We start from the raw sequence: 19,446 nt of genomic DNA, 5'->3' as shown, positions 1-19,446 counted from the left end.
AACGCTATTCTACTTTGCCTTTACTTTTTTGTTCAAGATGACTATGATGGAATAATGAATTCCAACTATTCGGCCCAGAGCATACAAGTTTTGAAGGGCCTTGAAGCGGTGCGGAAACGCCCCGGCATGTATATCGGCACTACTGATTTTGACGGTCTCCATCATCTTGTATTCGAAGTTGTTGATAACTCAATTGACGAAGCCATGCAGGGCTTCTGCGATGATATCCTCGTGGTCCTCGAAGGCAACGATGTAGTCCGTGTGGAAGACAACGGCCGCGGCATCCCCGTGGACATCCATACCGGCGAAGGGGTCAGCGCCCTTGAGCTCGTCATGACCCGTCTCCACGCGGGCGGCAAGTTCGACAAGAATTCCTACAAGGTGTCGGGCGGCCTCCACGGCGTCGGCGTATCCGTGGTGAACGCCCTCTCCGAATGGTGCGAAGCCTTTGTCCACCTTAACGGCAAGGTTCATACCCAGAGCTACAAAATCGGCATTCCCGATGCCCCTGCCCACGAAATCCAGCCCTCCGTTCTGCCCTACGCAGGGGCAGGCAAGGAAAGGGGCACTGTGATCCGCTGGAAGGCTGATACCTCTATCTTCGAATCCACCACCTATAATTTCGACGCCCTCTCAAACCGCCTGCGGGAACTGGCCTTCCTCAACAAGGGCCTCAAGATCACCATACGGGACGAGCGGCTCTCGACCCCCAAGGTCCACGAATTCAAATTCGAGGGGGGGGTCCAAAGCTTTGTAGAATACTTGAACCAGAGCAAGACCGTCCTCTACAAAGACCCTATCTTTATCGAGGGGACACGGGACGACGGCAAGGACGGCGTCATCGAGGTTGAGGTTGCCATACAGTACAACGACGGCTTCAACGAGATCATGTACTCCTTTGTGAACGACATCAACACTAGGGAAGGCGGTACCCACCTTGTGGGCTTCAAGTCGGCCCTTACCCGTACCCTCAACGAATACCTGAAAAAATCCAAGATTGCCAAGAAACTCGAAGAAAGCCTCTCGGGCGACGATGTCCGCGAGGGCCTCACTGCGGTGCTTTCGGTGAAAGTCCCCAACCCCCAGTTCGAAGGCCAAACCAAGGCCAAGCTGGGCAACTCCGAAGTCAAAGGCATAGTCGAAGCCCTGGTCAACGAACAGCTTGAACTTTTCCTGGATCAGCACCCCGACGTGATAAACAATATCCTCGAAAAGTCGGTCCTTGCAGCCAAGGCCCGCATAGCCGCACGCCAGGCCCGGGACGCTACCCGCCGCAAGAACGCCATGGATTCTGTCGGCCTCCCCGGCAAGCTCTCCGACTGTTCCGAAAAAGACCCTGCAGTCTGCGAACTTTTCATCGTGGAAGGCGACTCGGCCGGCGGTTCCGCCAAGCAGGGAAGGAACCGCCAGTTCCAGGCCATCCTTTCCCTCTTCGGCAAAATGCTCAACGTGGAAAAAACCCGCATCGAAAAAGTAGTCACCAACGAAAAGCTCCAGCCCATCATAGCCAGCATAGGCGCAGGCTGCGGCGTCGAGTTCAACGTTGCCAAAATCCGCTACCACAAGATCATCATCATGGCCGATGCCGACGTTGACGGCTCCCACATACGCACCCTGCTCCTCACCTTCTTTTACCGTTACATGACCGAGCTCATCGAGAAGGGCCATGTCTACTTGGCCATGCCCCCCCTCTACAAAATCCCCGTGGGCAAGCAGAATTTCTACGCCTACGACGACGCCGAAAAAGACAAGATCCTCGGGGGCCTGGGCAAAGAGATAAAAAAAGAAGCCATCCAGCGTTACAAGGGCCTTGGCGAAATGAACCCCGACCAGCTCTGGGACACCACCATGGACCCCGCCCGCCGCAACATCATCCAGATCCACCTGGACGACGCCGTGGAAGCCGAACGCATCTTCTCCACCCTCATGGGCGAAGTAGTCGCCCCCCGCCGTGAGTTCATCGAGGAGAATGCGCTGGCAGTGTCTAATTTGGATGTGTGATGATGGATGCTGATGAATTATCGGAAATCCCCGATACCGGGGCATGATCAATGGGCAGAACCGTGATATAATCAAGCAGGTTGGCTAAAAAAGCGCGGGCAAGAGTGTCCCCATATTCTCTGCTTAAAAAATAATAGATATTGGCAATACAGACTGATGAGGTAAATCCCTGAAACTTCCGATTTTGGGATATATAGAATTTATACACGTGTTTATCAAGACTTCATACTGTGAAATCCAGTAAAAAGTCCAGGGCGTTTACCGTAATAATTCCCTGGTCATTGCCGCCCAATACCGGGTCCATGGTGATAATATATTTTCCGTAGTTATCCCTGATTTTTTCAAGGGGGCGTATTTCCCACTCCCAGGTTTGTTCATCTGCGACTGAAAAGGCAACCTGGTAGTATTCGGGAATTCCTGCCTTAAAAGCGATAAAATCGATTTCCAGATCCCCTAACCTTCCAACATGGACTTTATATCCCCTGCGCCGCAATTCCAGGTATACAATATTTTCCAGTATAGCCCCGTAGTCTTTCATTTTATCGCCCAGGAGATAGTACCGCATCCCAATATCGGCCACATAGTATTTATCATTGGCTTTGAGATACTCCTTACCGTTTACGTCCAGACGGCTTACTTTATGGATAATAAAACTATCTTCCAGGGCAGAAAGATAGTTTTCCACGGTCTGTACGCCGATATTGAAACCCGAGGACTTCATGGTATCTGAGATTTTTTTGGTAGAGGTAATAAAACCGATATTACCAAAAATAAATTTCATAAGCCGTTCCAGAGCGGCTACGGCGCTGATCTGTTTCCGCTGCACCACATCTTTTAGGACGATGGTGTCGATAATGGCGGCCAGATATTGATGGATTTTTTCAATGTCATTATTCAGCTCCAGAGTATAGGGAAAGGAACTATACCGCAGATACTGTTCATATAATTGCCGCATCTTGTCTCTTGGGCGGGGGTTTCCTGATTCGTCAGAACCAGCGGTGAGATATTCCCTAAAAGAGAGAGGGGTCATTTCAATGGACACATACCTGCCGGCAAGTAAAGTTGCCAAATCGCCGGATAAAAAATAGGCATTGGAACCGGTAATATAGAGATCGATATTTTTCCGCAGCCGCAGGCTATTGGCCGCTTTTTCAAAGTCCTTAACCATCTGGATTTCGTCAAGGAAGATATAGTTCATTCCATCAGGGACAAGACGGCTTAGGACATGATCATGCAATACTTTGGGATCAGTCAGATCGGCGTTATTAAAGTCCTCAAAGTTGATAAATTGAATTCTGCTATTTCCCACCCCCGTAGAGCGTAAATAATCGGCATATAGCTTCAATAGAGTGGATTTCCCGCATCGCCGTATACCCACAATGACCTTAATCAGGTCCTTATCCCTAAAACCAATTAGTTTTTTGAGATATTCTGGTCTTTCAACTATCATAATTTAAAGTATAAGTTAAATTTATACTAAAATCAATAGGAATTTAATGTGTATAGTAAATTTTATATACAAACACGTATTATGATAAAATTTACGCACGTGTTTATCAAGGTCGGGGAAATTACTTCCTTAGCCAGTATCAGGGAACGTATATCGGGGCTAAGGGATGACAGGACTTTTTCTTTGCCCTGACGGACTTCGCCACCCGTTGCCAAGTACTCCACAGAAACCCCCAGTGCCTGAGCAATACTCACCGCTGCATCCACCGAAGGGGTATAACTGTTTTCCCGCAGATAGCTGTCGATAGTCTGTTTTTTGACACCGGATAGAGCAGCCAGTTCTTTAACCTTCATGTCTGCGTAGCTCAATTCCGCTTTCTGTTTCTTGTTTATGGACAGGATCGTTTCAACCTCAAAATTATATAAAGTCGATTGATATTGCCGTAATAATGGGGTATCGTTGGTGCAATAAACTTTAGGAGAAATCATGAAAAAGCCTGTGTTTTTTACAGTTATCTTTCTATTTTTGTCAACATTTGTCCTTCAAGCCCAGAACCGTCAGGGATACGCCCCGAGTGATTTTGTTAAGCTTGAAGCGGGCACTTTTATGATGGGAAGCCCCGCCAGGGAATCTGCCAGGGACAGGGATGAAACCCAACGTCAGGTGTTGGTGGGCAGTTTTTATATTGCCAAGCACGAGGTAAACCAGGATGAATACGAATCGGTGATGCATAAGAACCCCAGCAGGTTCAGGGGCCCCAATCTGCCGGTAGAAAATGTAAGCTGGTTTGACGCGATTATTTATTGCAATGCCCGGAGCGAAAAGGAGGGGTTTACCCCGGCGTATATTATCCGGGATTCGGAAATTCGCTGGGATCATGAAGCGAATGGATACCGCCTTCCCACAGAGGCAGAATGGGAATATGCCTGCCGGGCTGGAAGCTCTACCGCGTTCAATACGGGGTACAATATTACCGTTAACCAGGGCAACTTTGACGGGAATTTCCCCTACAACAGGAACCCCAAGGGGAATTACCGCAAAACCACGACGCCGGTGATGAGTTTTCCCCCCAATGCCTGGGGTTTGTATGATATGCATGGGAATGTGTACGAATGGTGCTGGGATCAGTATAGCGTGAATTACAATTCAGGCAATCTTAACGGTTCTTTGCGCGCCAGGGCGGTAATCCGGGGCGGAAGCTGGTACAGCGAAGCACGGTTCTTGCGTTCCGCAAACCGGGCGAACGCCGATCATTCTGCCATGACAAATTATATCGGCTTCCGGGTAGTCCGTTCCGTTTTATAGGAAAACAAATGCGCACAAATACGCCCAAGGTTCTGTTAGTGGCTTTTCTGGTTTTCAGCTTTCCCTATTTTCTGGTATCCGAGGGGCTGACAGATGCCGCCCCCTTGTACACCAGAAACCGCTATCGGGCCAATAACGGCATTATTGTACCCCCAGAAGAGATAAACGACGGCAGCTATATCTCTTTGTTCAATTACCAGTACCCGGAACCGGATACGGATATTGGGCTTTTTCTTTACAATAATCTTAACCCTGAAGATAACAACAGCCCCGGAAGCGGCAGGGACGGCTTGCTCCAAATCGGCTTGCAGGGGAAAAGCCTGTCCTTCCAGGAAATTCCGTCCCTGAATCTGGTATTCGTGGTGGATACCTCCGTTTCGATGAATGAAGGCGAAAAGATTGGATGGGTCAAGGAATCCCTGGGCAGTTTTGCAAACAAAGTCAGGAACATGGACTCCCTGGCGCTGATAGGTTTTAACGATGCCGCGCAGGTGTATTTTGAGCCCGCCCGGATTGACAGTTCCGCTAAACGGGCCGCATTCATCAATGCGGTAAATTCGCTTAGCCCTAAGGGCGGAACCAAGCTTGAGGATGGAATCAACCTGGGCTATGAGCAGGTCCTGAAAAATCGCGGGGCAAATGCAATCAACATGGTGTTGGTTATTTCCGATGGCGATGAATTTTCCAGCCGTCTTGCCGGGGCGCTTGCACACACCGGGGACATACGGATCTCTCTGATGTGGAATAATCGGAACGACCTGGATCTGCATGTCATAACCCCGGCCAATGAGGAGATCTTCTTTAACAGAATGAGGGATTCAACCGGAGGATGGCTCGATGTTGACAGAAACGTGAATGGCGAAACACTCGACCCGGTGGAAAATATTTTCTGGTATCGCGGAGAGGCGGCCCATGGCACGTATCAGGTTTGGGTGCAAAATTTCGATTACCACAGTTCGGAATACGAAACTCCCTTTCAGATTGAGCTGAAAAACGGCAATGAATATCGTTACTACGAAGGCACCGTCAGCGAAACCGGCTCGAACAGCAATACGCTGGTCTGCACTTTTGATTTCAATGATTCCACTACTATATCCCCGGCATACCAAATTGTAGAAACCTATACAGGCGATGGCGTCTCCATCTCTACCATCGGCATTGGGGGGAATTTCGACGAAGATCTGCTGCGGACTCTTGCGCAAAACGGCAGGGGGAATACCCGTTCCCTGGATACCCGTGAATCAATGAACGCAATACTCAATACGGATCGTGAATTCGAGCGCTTCGCTGTTCCCGCAATCCGGGATATGGGATTGTCGCTGGAATTCTCGCCCGATGTTGAGATTCTTGGAGTTTGGGGATCACAATACAAATCCGAGGGCAGCACTATTTCCTGCGTAATTCCCAGCCTTAACCAGGGCGACTATAAAACATTGCTGGTTCATTACCGCATTCCCGGCGGGAATCAGAGGCAGCAAACCGCGCTCCTGCGGGGCAGAACCCTGGATGAATCCGGGCTAACTCCGTTTCCGGAACGCACAATAGTTTTGGCCGATCCTTCCAACGCGGACGCCTTGCAGATGCTTACCTATTCCCAGGCTATAGCGAGCTTTGCCCTTTCCATCAAAGAGATAGGGCGGATCTTCTATGCCGATAACAACCCGGATCGTTTAAGAACGTCCCTACGGCTGACCGGAGAAGCTGAACTGGCGCTTCAGACCGCAAAGCGGACCCTTGGTGAAGGATCGTTCTTTGCGTCCGAATTCGCCCTGCTTTCAAAGTACACGGAACTATTGAACCGTGAAATGCGCGGGGGAGGAGCAGGGGCTGTTGAAAGAACTTCTGCTATGTCTATAGAGGGCGGACGCTACTCGATAATGAATTTTGGGCAGTAACGCAGGACGGTCTGTGCAAGCCATCGAAAAAATCTCCGCCAAAATCGTCGAAGCTGCTGAAAACTCAGGCGGCCTCATCCTGAGCCCCTTCGGCGGTTTTTTTGAGACCTTCGATCCCGGTTCCCTCGACGCTGCCCTCAAAGCCGCAGGCCGGGACGAGCTCCTCAAAATAAAACGCTTCAATGTCTCGGGCGCCAGGATTTGGCGTCTCCCCGATTCCGTCTGCCTCATGGAAAACCTTGAAGTTTTGGATGCTTCCTATACAAGCCTCAGATCATTGCCTAAATCCATCCATAAATTAAAAAACCTTAAAGAACTGGACATAAGCCGCTCGGAAATATCCGGGATTCCGCCTTCCCTTGCAAAGTGCGCAGGGCTGGCTTTTTCGCGCCGCCATGCAAAAGCCATTGCCTTTAGCGGCAATACCGCGAGATGGCTTTCGGGTAAATTAAACGTATTTGTGCTATTCCAAAAATGGATCTACAGTTATATGTACCGCCGCCTCGACGCCATGCAGCAGGAGCTTGATCTCTGCGGCTGGAGGGAGCTGGCCGGAGCATGCCGGCGTAATTCCGAACCCTGCTGCACGTCCGGGGGGAAGTGCGGCTATCTTGGCGACAAGGGCTGCACAGAGGAAGCCCTGGCCTGTAAAATGTGGCTCTGCAGAAAATCCCTGGAATATATGCGCCTTCTCGAGGCTGACAAAAACCACCCTCTGCACAAAAAGTGCTTGAAGTACCAGCGTATGAGACGGAAGTACGATGAATTAAGCCGGGCTCTTGATATACGTTTTAAAGGCCGTGCGTCAAAGGAAGACTGCTTCAACCCCGAACACCACGGCTATCAAAACACCACCATCGATCATTGGTACGACAATATCTACATACGCCCCTGGGGCCAGTTCATCTCGGAAGAAGACGCCGGCCACGAGCGGGAAGTAAAGCCCTCTTTCAGCATCGCTACTTAACTGATCCCAAAATCCCCGCCACGAACCGCCTCTGCTGTGTCACGAATATAAACAGGGTCGGCAGTGTACAAATCGTAACCGCCAGCATCAATATTCCGTAGTCAGTGACATAGCCCGCCGTAAGGCCCGTGAGCATCAGGGGCATGGTGCGGCTTTCCTGCTTCTGCAAAATGATGAGGGGCCAGAGGTACTGGTTCCACTGGTTCATAAAGGTAACGATGGCTGCCGCCGCAAGGGTGGGGGCCATGACCGGAAGGTAGATCCTGAGGTAGATGCCGAACTCTCCCACGCCGTCAACACGGGCAGCCTGGACTATCTCCATGGGGAAGGACGCGGAACTCTGCCTGAAAAAGAAGATGAGGAAGGCTGTGGAGAGGCTGGGCAGGATGATGCCCATGGTGCTGTTAATAAGCTTCGCCTGGCTGAACATCCTGAAAAGGGGAACCATGATCGACGCAAAGGGAACCATCATGGAAAGGAGCAGTATGCCGATGAGCCTGTCCTTGTATTTGTCCCTGTAGATCTGGAAGCCGTAGCCCGCCATGGAACAGATGATAAGGCTCGCCAGGGTGCCTGCAATGGCGTTTCGCAGGGAATTCCAGAAGATCTGCCCCAGGGTAACCGTGGCGACCAGGGTCTTGATGTTCTCGATGAGGTAAGTCCCGAACAGGAGCCTGCCTTTGATGATCTCAACGCTCTTGTTGGTGGCAGCGGACACCATCCAGAAATAGGGGAAGGCCGCGAGGAAACAAACCACCACAAGGAAAGCATACATAAATACCCGGGATACTCTGATTTTCATACCTTGTCCCCCACTTTCATCTGGATAAAGGATAAGAAAGCCACCATGATAAGGATGGTGTACGAAAGGGCAGCCGCATAGCCAAGCTGGGGAACATTGGTGAACGAGACATTATAGATATGCTGGGAAATCGTAATGGTCGATTTAAAGCCCGTACCCGGCGAAATCGTCCTGACTTCGTCGAAAAGCTGCAGTGTGCCGTTGGTGGACATGATGGTGGTTAAAAGAATCACCGGCCTCAAGAGGGGCAGGGTGATCTTGAAAAACTGCTGGGATGCCGAAGCCCCGTCAATGCGGGCAGCCTCGTACACCGAGGTGTCGATGTTCTGAAGCCCCGCCATATAAAAAATGGTGTTATACCCCGTCCAACGCCAGGTGATAATGATTATGATGATCACCTTGGACCAAATGGGATCAAGGAGCCAGTTCTTGGGCTCCGAAATAATATGCAGGTTTTGCAAAGTAAAATTGATAATGCCGTCCATGGAAAAGAAGGACTTGAAGATAAGGGCCGACGAAACCAGGGCTGTTGCGCAGGGCAGGAAGATCAGGGTCCTGAAAACAGTCTTGCCCTTTAAATCCGGCTGATTCAGTATGGACGCGAGAATCAGGGCCGAAAAGAGCATGATGGGGACCTGGAAAAGCAGGTAGATAAAAACATTGGCTACAGAAGAATGAAAGGTCAGATCCTCGAAAAGGCGGGCATAATTCCTGAACCCGGAAAACTTGAGATTATTCCCCAGCCCCGATCTAAACGAGAGGAAAAGGGCCTGTACCATAGGATAAAAAGAAAGGATAAAGATTAGGATAGACGCGGGGAACACAAAAGCCCATCCCCACCAGGAATATTTTTTTTCCAGACTGAATCGCCGCATGTTTGCCTCGCTTTGAATGAAATAGGGCTGCCCATAATGGACAGCCCCACAAGCTAGAACATGTTACTGAGCTATAAGGAAGTCAACTTCATCCTGGGCTGCCTTGAGGGCGGCGGCAGGATTGGCGCCGTTCCTGATGTCCATCATGGCCTTGGTCACCGCGCCGCGGGCTTCATAATTGAAGACGCCGTATTTTACGCTGGGAACCTTGCCGACATAGTCGATGAGCTTTTCATAGACTTTGTCGCCGCCGAAGTAGGCGACGGGCTGGGAATAAACCGGAGAATCAGCCGCAGGAAGCCATGTTGCAATGGCGCCCGCGGGGGGCAGAATGATTTCGTAGAATTCTTTGCTGCCCGCGAAGGTCTTGGCAAGGAAGTCCATGGCCACGTCGGGGTTCTTGGAATTGGCAAGAACCATCCAGCCTGAACCACCCTGGCTCGAATAGTTGACCGATTGGATATTGGCGAACTTGGGGGTAGAAACAAGGGCCCACTTCCCTGACTGGGAAGGCTCGGCGCTGATTGACCCGATGATCCAACAGCCCTGGATGGTGGCCGCTACGTTGCCCCTGTTAAAGGAGGCAATGTAATCGTTCCAGTCGGAAGCCAGGTAGAGGATTCCTTCCTGGGCCATCTGGATGAAGAGCTCAACCGCCCTGGTAAGGGCAGGGTTGCCGGTGATGAGGGTTTTGCCGGTCTGCTGATCAAAGAGCCAGGTGCCTGCGCTCTGGAGCATGATCATGATGAGGTCCGGGCCGGTACCGTCGGTGGAAAGAAGGGGAAGCCCTGTCTTTGCTTTCACAATCCTGCCCAATTCAATCACGTGCTCCCATGTGGTGTCATTGAAATCTTCGACCTTGAGGCCGGCCTGTTCAATAATGTCGCTCCGGATAAAGAAGCCGGTTGTGCCGTTATCAAAGGGCACGCCGTAGTACTTGCCATTGTAGGCAGCCACGTCAACCTTGAATTTGGCAAACTGGGAGAGATCGACCTTGTCGCCCACAGGGAGGAAATTGGAGGGATAGGTTATGATGTTCTTCTGCATGGCGTTGTCCTGCATCAGTACAATGTCCGCCAGGCTGCTGGTTTCGCCGGACGAGAAGCCGGTGATGAGCTTTTGCTGGACATCGTCCCAGGGAGTTTCAACAACATTGATAGTGACATTCGGGCGATCCCGTTTGTAGATTTTCTCCGCTTCCTTCATGGCGAAGATATTGAACGCCGGGTCCCAGCACCATACCGTGATGGTGACAGGAGCATTGGGGTCTGCCGCCGCTTGGACGGGGGCCTCTTTTTTACTACAGCCGGTGAGCATAAATGCCGCCGAGAGCAGTACCAGTAGGCATGCGATACCTAACTTTTTCATGTGTCTCTCCTCTTAGATTTTAAGCGTTGCCGCTTTGATTGGAGATATTATAAACCACATCCCCATTTTTTGCAACTCGACTTTTTTTGCCAAATTTAGTACACTGAGCTATGGCTGAAACCTCCGATATACCCGTGCCAACCGGGAAAATTATTCCCGTTGCGATAGAAGACGAAGTAAAAACCGACTACCTCAATTACGCAATGTCCGTCATTGTTTCCCGGGCGCTCCCGGACGTGAGGGACGGGCTTAAGCCTGTGCACAGGCGGCTCCTCTTCTCCATGGGCGAGCTGGGCCTCCACCCCAATGCCACCACCAAAAAGTGCGCCCGCATCGTCGGCGATACCATGGGCAAGTACCATCCCCATGGAGATCTTTCCCTCTACGATGCCCTGGTGCGCATGGCCCAGGATTTTTCCCTCCGCTACCCTCTGGTACAAGGGCAGGGCAATTTTGGGTCATTGGACGACGATCCTCCCGCGGCCATGCGTTATACCGAGGCGAAGCTCTCCAAAATCGGCGACGAAATGCTCCAGGATCTCAACAAGGAGACCGTGGACTTTACCCCCAATTTTTCAGAAGAAGAGCTTGAACCTACGGTGCTTCCTGCGGCTGTTCCCAATCTCCTCATAAACGGCTCAAGCGGCATCGCCGTCGGCATGGCTACCAATATGGCCCCCCATAACCTCGTGGAAGTCTGCGAGGCAGTCTGCGCCTTTATCGACAACCCCGATGTTACCATCGAAGATCTCATGAAGTTCATTGACGGCCCGGACTTCCCCACAGGGGGCATCATCTTTGGCCGCAGGGGCATCAGGGAAGCCTACAAGACAGGCAGGGGCAAGATCCTTGTCCGGGGCCGCTTTATCATCGAGACCACCAAGTCGGGCAAAGAGCAAATCGTCTTTAACGAGATACCCTACGGGGTGAACAAGAAGCTCCTCATTGAGCGCATAGGCGTCATGGTGAGGGATAAAGAGATTGACGGCGTTTCCTACGTCAATGACGAATCCTCCGACCGCGAGGGCATCCGGGTAGTCATAGAGCTTAAGAAAGGCGCCATTATCAAGGTGGTATTGAACCGGCTTTTCGCCAATACCCAGCTTCAGGCCACTTTCGGCATCATCAATCTCGCCCTGGTCAACGGCAGGCCCCGGACCCTCAACCTCAAGGAGCTTGTCAGCTACTTTGTGGATCACCGGGTAGAGGTCGTTACCCGCCGTACCCAGTACGATCTCCGCAAAGCCGAGGAGCGGGCCCACATATTGGAGGGCCTCGTTATCGCCCTGGCGAACATCGACGAAGTGGTGGCCATTATCAAGGCAAGCCGCGATGTCGCCGCAGCCAAGGCAAAACTGCAGGAACGCTTCCTCCTTTCGGAACCCCAGACCAAGGCCATAGTTGAAATGCAGCTGGGCCGCCTCACCTCCCTGGAAGTCGAGAAGCTCCAGGCTGAATTGGCGGAACTCCAGATTCAGATCGCCTATTATAAAGACCTCCTTGCGGATCCCGTTAAGCTCCGCAATGTCATCAAAGATGAAACCAAAAGCATTTCCAGCCGCTACGGCGACAAGCGCCGCACCGAGATTGTTAACGGCGAAGTTGAAAACATCAACATTGAAGACCTCATAAAGAAAGAAGAGATGATGATCACCATCTCCAACCTGGGCTATGTGAAGCGTGTGCCTGTTTCTGCATATAAGAACCAGGGCAGGGGCGGCAAAGGAATGCAAGCCGCCAAGCTTACGGAAGACGATTTTGTGGAGCAGATCTTTGTGGCCTCTACCCATGAATACATCATGTTCATCACGAATGAGGGCAAGGCCTACTGGATGAAGGTTCACGAGCTTCCCGAGGGAACCCGCACCAGCAAGGGCGCCCACATCAAGAGCCTCCTCACGGTCTCGCCCAACGAAGACATCACCGCCATCGTGTCTTTCAAGGACTTCTCGGACGATCAATACATCCTCATGGGTACCGCCCGTGGTGTGGTCAAGAAAGTCAAGACATCCGAATTCTCCAATGCCAAGACACGGGGCATTATCGCCATCAAGCTTGACGAAGGAGACGAACTCGTCAGCGCCCTTCTCACCGGCGGCAAGGACGAAGTGGTGCTCATCTCCAGGCGGGGACAGGCCCTGCGCACCCACGAGGACGCCGTAAGGCCCATGGGCCGCGCGGGCCATGGTGTCACCGGCATGAAGCTCGCCTCGGGCGACGAGCTCACCGGCCTCCTCAAGGTGTCGGAAGACGAGAAGATGCTCATCCTCTCCGAATACGGCTTTGGCAAGCGCGTGGATTTCAGCGAGTTCTCCTCCCACGGCCGAGGCACCGGGGGCCAGAAGATCTACACTGTGGGCGAAAAGACCGGGGAAATCGTAGGCTGCGTAGGCGTGCGTGACAAAGAAGAAATCATGTGCATCACCAGCCAGGGCAAGTCCATCAAGCTCAAAGTCGCCTCGATCCGGGTGATGGGCCGCTCGGCCCAGGGCGTAAAGATCCTCAGCATAGACAAGCCCGACTTCGTGAGCGGCCTTGACCGCATAGTCCAGGAGGAAGAAGCCCCCCATGCACAGGACGAAGGGCAGCTGGAATTCCCGCTGGAAGAAAATGACTCTAGCGCCGTCTCCTCTGAGCCAGAAGAATAAGCCTGACGAAGCTCATCAGGGCTGTCAGGGCAGAAGCCACATAGGTCAAGGCTGCGGCGGTCAGCACTTTTCGCACTCCCCGAAGTTCATCGGCGCTGAGTACATTGTTGCTTTTTAGAATCGACAAGGCCCGTGCGGAAGCGTTGAATTCCACGGGCAGGGTTATCAAATAGAAAACCACGGCCCCGCCAAAAAGAACAATCCCGATGTTGATCAAAACAGGGAACGACAGGAAAATCCCCGCGATGGCGATCCAGGGCCCGATGGTTGAGCCTATGTTCGCTATGGGCACCAGGGAGCTCCGCAGCGCCAGAGGGCCATAGGACGTGGCATGCTGGATGGCGTGGCCGGTCTCGTGGGCCGCCACCCCCACGGCGGCAATGGAGGGATTGCCGAAGACAGGATCCGAAAGGCGCAGCACCTTGGCGCCCGGATCGTAATGATCCGTCAGATTGCCCCGCACCTGCTGAATGCTTACGTCCCTGATATTGTTCGCCCGCATCAGCAGGCTGGCAGCATCCTTGCCCGTGATGCCCCTGGAGCACCTGATCTTCGAATATTTTGAAAAGGTGGACTTCACCAGGATCTGGGCAATCAGGGACAGGATAATGGTAGGGACTACCAGAACCACATAATAGTAATCAAAATACATCACGAACCCCCTGCTTTATTTTTCTGCAAATTTGGTGAAAGCCTTATTAATATGTATACTATAATCATAGGAGCAAAAAATGCAAAGCAGGATTAAAGAAACAGGCATCAGGATGGCAGGGTTGCTTGCCCTCCTTGCCGCAGCAATGCTGGCAGCTTCATGCGCCGGCGGGGCAAAAGCCAAAGACAGCGGCGCGGTTTTCAGCGATGTCCAGGGCAGGGAGTGGACACTGGCGGAAGTGAAAGGCCCTTCCGCCACTATCCGCCTGGACAGGCAGCAGCTCGAAGCCTCCGGCTTCAAGGGGACTTACACCCTCACTTTTGAGGAAGGCCGCCTCAGCGGCATGGGCGCGCCCAACCGCTACTTCGGTCCGTACACCCCCGGCGAAGGCCGGTCGCTTGTTGTCGGCAATATCGCCGCCACCCTGATGATGGGGATCAGCGAGCCCCAGGATCTCCCGGAGCACGACTACTTCTCTTACCTGAATCGGGCTGCCCGCTGGGATATCCGCGAAGGCCGCCTGGAACTCTACAGCTCTGACAACACAGGGGCAGAGCGGGTTCTGGTCTTTACCGCCCAGTAACGGGAATTCGCCTGTATAGAAATTCATACTAACAAACAAGCGGATGGACACGGAAAAAGTACCGGTTCATCCGCTTTTTTTGAGGATAAAGCCGCAAATTCCGGCATTAATTTAATATGACTAAATTAGTAATCTATAAACAACCCCGGAGTATTATACCCCCTCGCCACGAATAAAACCTTCCCTTGAAGTTTTTTGAAATTTTTGGCAGGATTATGCAGGAATAAAAGGATGGCCTGGTATGTCTATTGAATCGGTGTGCCAATACCTTGCCAGGTGGGGCAGGGACAAGGATATTATCGTGATGGAAGAATCCACCGCCACAGTGGCGCTTGCCGCCGCAGCCCTGGGCGTAATCCCCGCCCGCATAGCCAAAAGCATCTCCCTCAGGGTAGAAAAGGACGGCGTCCCCGCTGCCATGGTAGTAGTCACCGCCGGGGATGTGAAGCTGGACAACCGGAAGTACAAAGACCGTTTCGACCTTAAGGCGAAAATGCTCAGCCCCGGCGAAGCCCTGGAATACACCGGCCATGCAGTAGGCGGTGTCTGCCCCTTTGCCCTTCCGCCGGGTGTAGAAGTGTACCTCGACGTTTCCCTCCAACGCTTCCAAACCGTCTACCCTGCCTGCGGCAGCGGCAATTCGGCCATAGAGCTGACCATGGACGAGCTTAAGGAATATTCCGCCAGCCTGGATTGGGTTGATGTGTGCGCCCCCATAGGCGCCTGAGCAATGTTTCACGTGAAACATTCATAGCCCCTTTCCGGCCAGTTCCTTTGCAATGGCAACATATAGTTCCGGGATGCGGACTCCTTTATACGGTACCCTGTACAAGTCCAGAATGCCCGCATGGGAGACCCCGAAGTATCCCTGGGTGGTTATGATCCCCCGGAATTCCCCCCATTTGGCGGACTCTACCGGGCACAGGCCGTCGTTGTCGCCGTCAAAGATCTTTACTAGAATCCAGGTAAGCAGATAGGCAGGGTCGCCGAAAAAGTATTTCAGCTTAGAGGCATAGCTTTGGTAGAGAATCCCCGGCTTATCGGGATATTTCCGGTTGAATTCGGTGCAAAAATATTCGGCCAGCTGCCGGCTGCCCCGGAAAAAATCAGGCCCCCCATCCCCCAATATCCTGCTCCAGAGGTTCGCAAGGACAGAAGCAGGGCGGTAGAGCCAGAGGGGAAGCTGCAGGGCTGTGTTCATGGCCTTAACCCCCCTGTGGGGCGTGGACATGGTGGTCAGGGAGGCAACCCTGGAATCCATCCCCAGGCAGCTTATGGCATACCGCGCCTCCAGGCCGCCTTTGGAATGGGCAATGATATTGACCTTTTCCGCCCCGGTCTTGTCCAGGGTCTCCAGGATCGCCCGCTTAACCATTTCCCCGTTGCTTTCCAGGGTTCCCCAGGCGTCTGTGCCGCCGTAATGGACGGCAACCCCCTGTTCGGCCAGATACCGGGGTATCCTGCCCCAGTAATTGATGCCCATGGTCTTGTCCCTGAACCCCGCCCCGTGAATCAGCAGGAGGGGGTATTTCAGCTCAATATGTTTCACGTGAAACAGTATAAAGGGGAGAGGAAGGATTTAGAAGGGGATGCCTGCGTTGCTGTACTGTTATGCCCAGTCTTCGTATTTTAGGGTATCTATGTTTTCAAAATGCTGTATATTGTTTGTAACGAGGGTAAAATCATGCTGTAGGCAATAGGCAGCGATCAATATGTCGGCATCTTCTACAATCTTGCCTTGCTTTGACAGGCTGGTGTATATTTTGGCGGCTATCTAGGAGGTTTCCTACTTCGTGGATTTTGCAAAACTGGTTAAATGTGGCGGTTTTAATGGGAGCGTTTGTGGATAATAAGCCCCTTCGGACTTCGTAATAGACGATCATAGTGCAAATTCGCGGTGCAAATTTGCCCGTGGGAAGTCGGGTACTTCTTCGTCCATGCTTTCGTCAAGGAGACGTAGGCATTCCTTCCATTCAGCCATTTTGTTAGTTTTAGCAGTATCTTCTTCGAGTATAGTTACTATGGCTTTTTTATGGTCGGGGATTTTTACTGCTTCATTGGAGATGAATTTGCCCTCTACAAAAAAACCTTGAATTGTTAGCAACATGGTTACCTCCTGAAAGCGGTTTTCAATATGTACTAACTCTATATCAAAATTGATAAAAAAACAAGTTCTCGCACCCTTAATCCCAATCGGTGCCAGGCACTTTTGCGTTGCCGGTAAAAAAGCATTGAAAATCCATGAAAAATTTGGTATTATTAATGTCAGGGGTTTCTATGGGTGCGAATCGGGAGTATAAAAATAGCGTATTTTCGCTGCTCTTTAATGACTCTGATGTTTTGCGGAGTCTATACAGTGCACTGGAAGGGGTTACGCTGCCCCCTAATGTGTCCATCGACATCAATACCTTAAGCGACGTGATTTTTAAGGATCAAATCAATGACCTTTCATTCACTGTGGATAACAGGCTGGTTGTCCTTATAGAGCACCAAAGCACGATAAATGAGAATATGCCCCTCAGATTGCTTTTGTACATTGCCAGGGTATACGAAAAAATAATAGACAGGAAAAAGATATACGCCAAAGATCTGGTTTCCATCCCCTGGCCCGAGTTCATAGTGCTATACAACGGCACTGATCCATACCCGGATCAAGCTACTTTAAAATTGTCCAATGCTTTCAAGAAGCTGGGGGATTTGACGGACAAAACCGAAATGCCGGTGGGGCTGGAACTTGTTGCCAGGGTGTATAATATCAATACTGGTCACAACGAGACAATATTGGAAAGGAGTGAAGAACTCAATGGATACAGCGCTTTTGTTGAAAAAGTCCGGGAATACACCAAAACCATTCCCGATAACAAACGTGCTTTTAGGGAAGCAATCAACTATTGCATAGAACACAATATCTTGCGTCAATTCCTGGAAGAAAATGCATCGGAGGTGCTTAATATGTTGTTAACCGAATGGAGTACAGAGGAAGCCATGGAAGTCAGCCGCGAAGAGGGTCGTGAAGAAGGCCGTGAAGAAGGCAAAAGCATAGTTTTGGAACTCGTAAAGCAAGGCTACACAGCAGGGCAGATTGAAGAGAAATTAGCCCAAACAAAAGCCACCAAGACAGCTGGAAAATAAAAGCCTTGAAAGCCTAATAGGGGTGCCAGGCACTCTTGCCGTTCCTCTTTGCGTTGGCAACAGGTCATTTATGGGGCAAATATAAAAGGCGCCGGATTATTTCGTGATACAATTTATTCGTGGCGAGGGGGTTAATACCCAAGAACACGCTCACGCGTGGAAGCCTTGGGGCGGTTAAAAAGGTATTAAGCCCCGAGTCCAATTCCTTAAGAGAACAACATACCTCGCGGCTTGCCGCGGGGTTGTTGATTCCTATTTTTTGATTTAACAATGCCATATGTCTGTCCGTCGAAAATATTCCTATGCCATTTTGTTTTGCATTTTGGGCGATTGCAATATCCAGTAGGCCTAATTTGTTGATTCCGGATTTAATGCATTGATGCTGAATTTCTATTATTTCATCCCATTCTATTTCGCGTAATATTGAGATCAACATCCAATTTAATTGTTCCGGCCATCTCAATAAGTTTCATCCGTTTCCTATATTGTATGGCTTCTTTTAATGCCTCGTTAATTACACTGGTTTTAGTTGATAGACCTGTCCATTTCATTGCTTCATTCAATAAAGCTTCATTTAGATCGAGTGTCGTTCTCATTTCAGCAATTCCTATGCATATACAATATCACATTTGATATGCATTATCAATGGATTTTTGTTTGCCATGAATTGCATTGACAAAAATCCGGTGAAGGCGAAACTCTCATCCTGCATAGGCGGATGGGAGAGGCTTCCGTGCATACCCTATTCAGGAAAACATTAAAGAACTTGCATGCTACGATAATTTATCCATAATCTTTATACCCGGCAGAAACTTATAACATAAAAGGGCGCCAAGCACTCTCCTGGGAGATGAGCCGAACGGTATTCTTTGCACTATTGAACTGTTTGCCCAATGCTGCAATATAATTATCATTTAAATCCTTTATAGCCTCAAAAAAACGATATCTATTTATAATATATCCGGTTGATAAAAATTCAATACGAATTCTTATTTCACGGCTATTAACCACGATGGTATCATCCAAGTCAAAATACAATGGAACATCCTCTACAATTATCTTCATATTATCGCGCGTTCTTAAATTATTTATGCAATTATCTTCATTCGCACTATATAATTCTTCTTGCATAAATGACAACATATCTTGTGTGACTAATCCGCCGGATTCATCAACAACAGTTATTGGATTCGTTCCTATGTAAAGTGTATAATTTTTCTGTTTGCAATCGCATAAACTGGCACCGCATGCGCATGGCGCATCGCCATGGACTTTATCTGGGCATTCGCATACTTTCGGCTGTTGATCCGTCGGCTGTTTGCATGCACCGAATATTGTCGCAAATCCCATCATTCCGGCGGCGGCCACTGCCTTTGCGCGGCGCGAATTCATTTTCTGCAATTCCAATGATTTAATCATTTCTTACTCCTTGCTATGGGCCGCGTGAGCGGCGAAGCTAATTGGAAGGGAAACACCGTTTCCCGTAAAAAAAGCCCGGCAATTGCCCGGACATGATTTGAGGAATTAAAATGGCGGGAACCATTATATCCTAGTAATCCGATGGAAATGGGGGGGGTAATTCACTATAGGTAAAGAACCAACTTGAATCATAACCCAGTCTTGCCTTTGCGCAGGTTTATGTCAAGTACGTTAACACGGAAGGAGATTCCAACTGCGGAGGTTGAAGTATCCGATACAAAAATCAGCCCGTTTTGCATCGCCAAGGGTGGAGTTTAAGGCAAAAGCCAGGTCAGGCTTGTGGATATTG

At 50.6% G+C, this 19,446-nt stretch carries 18 protein-coding genes; 8 read left to right on the top strand and 10 right to left on the bottom strand.

The features are described from left to right. The first annotated feature begins 54 nt into the window (after window positions 1–54). Complete coding sequence (gene gyrB / locus TREAZ_RS17145; protein WP_015713172.1) at window positions 55–2,001, top strand: DNA topoisomerase (ATP-hydrolyzing) subunit B; 1,947 nt, start codon at window positions 55–57, stop codon at window positions 1,999–2,001. 223 nt (window positions 2,002–2,224) lie between these two features. On the opposite strand, the gene TREAZ_RS17135 is transcribed toward gyrB, so the two are convergent. Continuing rightward, a complete protein-coding gene (locus TREAZ_RS17135; protein ID WP_015713170.1) occupies window positions 2,225–3,451 on the bottom strand; it encodes an ATP-binding protein in 1,227 nt (408 codons plus the stop codon). Between the two features lie 62 nt (window positions 3,452–3,513). After that, window positions 3,514–3,939: a helix-turn-helix domain-containing protein gene (locus TREAZ_RS17130; protein WP_015713169.1), complete on the bottom strand. Its 426-nt coding sequence runs from the start codon at window positions 3,937–3,939 to the stop codon at window positions 3,514–3,516. Between TREAZ_RS17130 and TREAZ_RS17125 the strand changes: the two genes are divergently transcribed. The 3 genes from TREAZ_RS17125 to TREAZ_RS17115 are packed head-to-tail and all read left to right on the top strand — an operon-like array spanning window position 3,938 to window position 7,618. Further along, window positions 3,938–4,756, top strand: coding sequence for a formylglycine-generating enzyme family protein (locus TREAZ_RS17125; protein ID WP_015713168.1), 819 nt, complete (start codon window positions 3,938–3,940; stop codon window positions 4,754–4,756). The two genes, TREAZ_RS17130 and TREAZ_RS17125, sit on opposite strands and share 2 nt — an antisense overlap. 8 nt (window positions 4,757–4,764) lie before the next feature. After that, the gene (locus TREAZ_RS17120) at window positions 4,765–6,651 is read left to right on the top strand and encodes a VWA domain-containing protein (RefSeq protein ID WP_015713167.1); all 1,887 of its coding nucleotides are present in this window, start codon (window positions 4,765–4,767) and stop codon (window positions 6,649–6,651) included. Then, a complete protein-coding gene (locus TREAZ_RS17115; RefSeq protein WP_215904881.1) occupies window positions 6,641–7,618 on the top strand; it encodes a leucine-rich repeat domain-containing protein in 978 nt (325 codons plus the stop codon). The genes TREAZ_RS17120 and TREAZ_RS17115 overlap by 11 nt, the downstream gene beginning before the upstream one ends. On the opposite strand, the gene TREAZ_RS17110 is transcribed toward TREAZ_RS17115, so the two are convergent. The 3 genes from TREAZ_RS17110 to TREAZ_RS17100 all read right to left on the bottom strand — a co-directional run bounded on the left by TREAZ_RS17110 (window position 7,611) and on the right by TREAZ_RS17100 (window position 10,663). Continuing rightward, complete coding sequence (locus TREAZ_RS17110) at window positions 7,611–8,420, bottom strand: carbohydrate ABC transporter permease (RefSeq protein WP_015713165.1); 810 nt, start codon at window positions 8,418–8,420, stop codon at window positions 7,611–7,613. The two genes, TREAZ_RS17115 and TREAZ_RS17110, sit on opposite strands and share 8 nt — an antisense overlap. Next, window positions 8,417–9,199: a carbohydrate ABC transporter permease gene (locus TREAZ_RS17105; protein WP_245535065.1), complete on the bottom strand. Its 783-nt coding sequence runs from the start codon at window positions 9,197–9,199 to the stop codon at window positions 8,417–8,419. Before TREAZ_RS17105 ends, TREAZ_RS17110 begins: the two co-directional genes overlap by 4 nt. 159 nt (window positions 9,200–9,358) lie before the next feature. After that, entirely contained in the window at window positions 9,359–10,663 is a 1,305-nt protein-coding gene (locus tag TREAZ_RS17100) for an ABC transporter substrate-binding protein (protein WP_015713163.1), read from the bottom strand. Between the two features lie 110 nt (window positions 10,664–10,773). Between TREAZ_RS17100 and gyrA the strand changes: the two genes are divergently transcribed. After that, complete coding sequence (gyrA, locus tag TREAZ_RS17095) at window positions 10,774–13,311, top strand: DNA topoisomerase (ATP-hydrolyzing) subunit A (protein ID WP_015713162.1); 2,538 nt, start codon at window positions 10,774–10,776, stop codon at window positions 13,309–13,311. Here gyrA and TREAZ_RS17090 read toward each other — a convergent pair. Then, complete coding sequence (locus TREAZ_RS17090) at window positions 13,280–13,963, bottom strand: zinc metallopeptidase (RefSeq protein WP_015713161.1); 684 nt, start codon at window positions 13,961–13,963, stop codon at window positions 13,280–13,282. The genes gyrA and TREAZ_RS17090 overlap by 32 nt on opposite strands. Before the next feature lie 79 nt (window positions 13,964–14,042). Here TREAZ_RS17090 and TREAZ_RS17085 point away from each other — a divergent pair, with 79 nt between their 5' ends. Both TREAZ_RS17085 and TREAZ_RS17080 read left to right on the top strand, forming a co-directional pair. Then, a complete protein-coding gene (locus TREAZ_RS17085; RefSeq protein ID WP_015713160.1) occupies window positions 14,043–14,546 on the top strand; it encodes an META domain-containing protein in 504 nt (167 codons plus the stop codon). A gap of 241 nt (window positions 14,547–14,787) precedes the next feature. After that, complete coding sequence (locus tag TREAZ_RS17080; RefSeq protein WP_015713159.1) at window positions 14,788–15,273, top strand: YbaK/EbsC family protein; 486 nt, start codon at window positions 14,788–14,790, stop codon at window positions 15,271–15,273. Between the two features lie 21 nt (window positions 15,274–15,294). On the opposite strand, the gene TREAZ_RS17075 is transcribed toward TREAZ_RS17080, so the two are convergent. Both TREAZ_RS17075 and TREAZ_RS17070 read right to left on the bottom strand, forming a co-directional pair. Then, entirely contained in the window at window positions 15,295–16,095 is an 801-nt protein-coding gene (locus tag TREAZ_RS17075) for an esterase/lipase family protein (RefSeq protein ID WP_015713158.1), read from the bottom strand. A gap of 330 nt (window positions 16,096–16,425) precedes the next feature. Then, a complete protein-coding gene (locus TREAZ_RS17070) occupies window positions 16,426–16,653 on the bottom strand; it encodes a hypothetical protein (protein WP_015713157.1) in 228 nt (75 codons plus the stop codon). Window positions 16,654–16,823: 170 nt separating this feature from the next. On the opposite strand from TREAZ_RS17070, the gene TREAZ_RS17065 reads away from it, so the two are divergent. Beyond that, window positions 16,824–17,678, top strand: coding sequence for an Rpn family recombination-promoting nuclease/putative transposase (locus TREAZ_RS17065; RefSeq protein ID WP_043923181.1), 855 nt, complete (start codon window positions 16,824–16,826; stop codon window positions 17,676–17,678). Window positions 17,679–18,076: 398 nt separating this feature from the next. Here the strand turns inward: TREAZ_RS17065 and TREAZ_RS17060 are convergent, their stop codons facing one another. Both TREAZ_RS17060 and TREAZ_RS17055 read right to left on the bottom strand, forming a co-directional pair. Continuing rightward, entirely contained in the window at window positions 18,077–18,274 is a 198-nt protein-coding gene (locus tag TREAZ_RS17060) for a type II toxin-antitoxin system VapB family antitoxin (RefSeq protein WP_015713155.1), read from the bottom strand. 217 nt (window positions 18,275–18,491) lie between these two features. Beyond that, complete coding sequence (locus TREAZ_RS17055; protein ID WP_043923180.1) at window positions 18,492–19,097, bottom strand: hypothetical protein; 606 nt, start codon at window positions 19,095–19,097, stop codon at window positions 18,492–18,494. Window positions 19,098–19,446 lie beyond the last annotated feature (349 nt).

Origin of the sequence: Leadbettera azotonutricia ZAS-9 (genome assembly GCF_000214355.1) — a bacterium.
Classification (GTDB): Bacteria; Spirochaetota; Spirochaetia; order Treponematales; family Breznakiellaceae; genus Leadbettera; species Leadbettera azotonutricia.
Note: the sequence above shows the minus strand (reverse complement) of the source record. Positions and strands in the feature narration are given on the sequence as shown.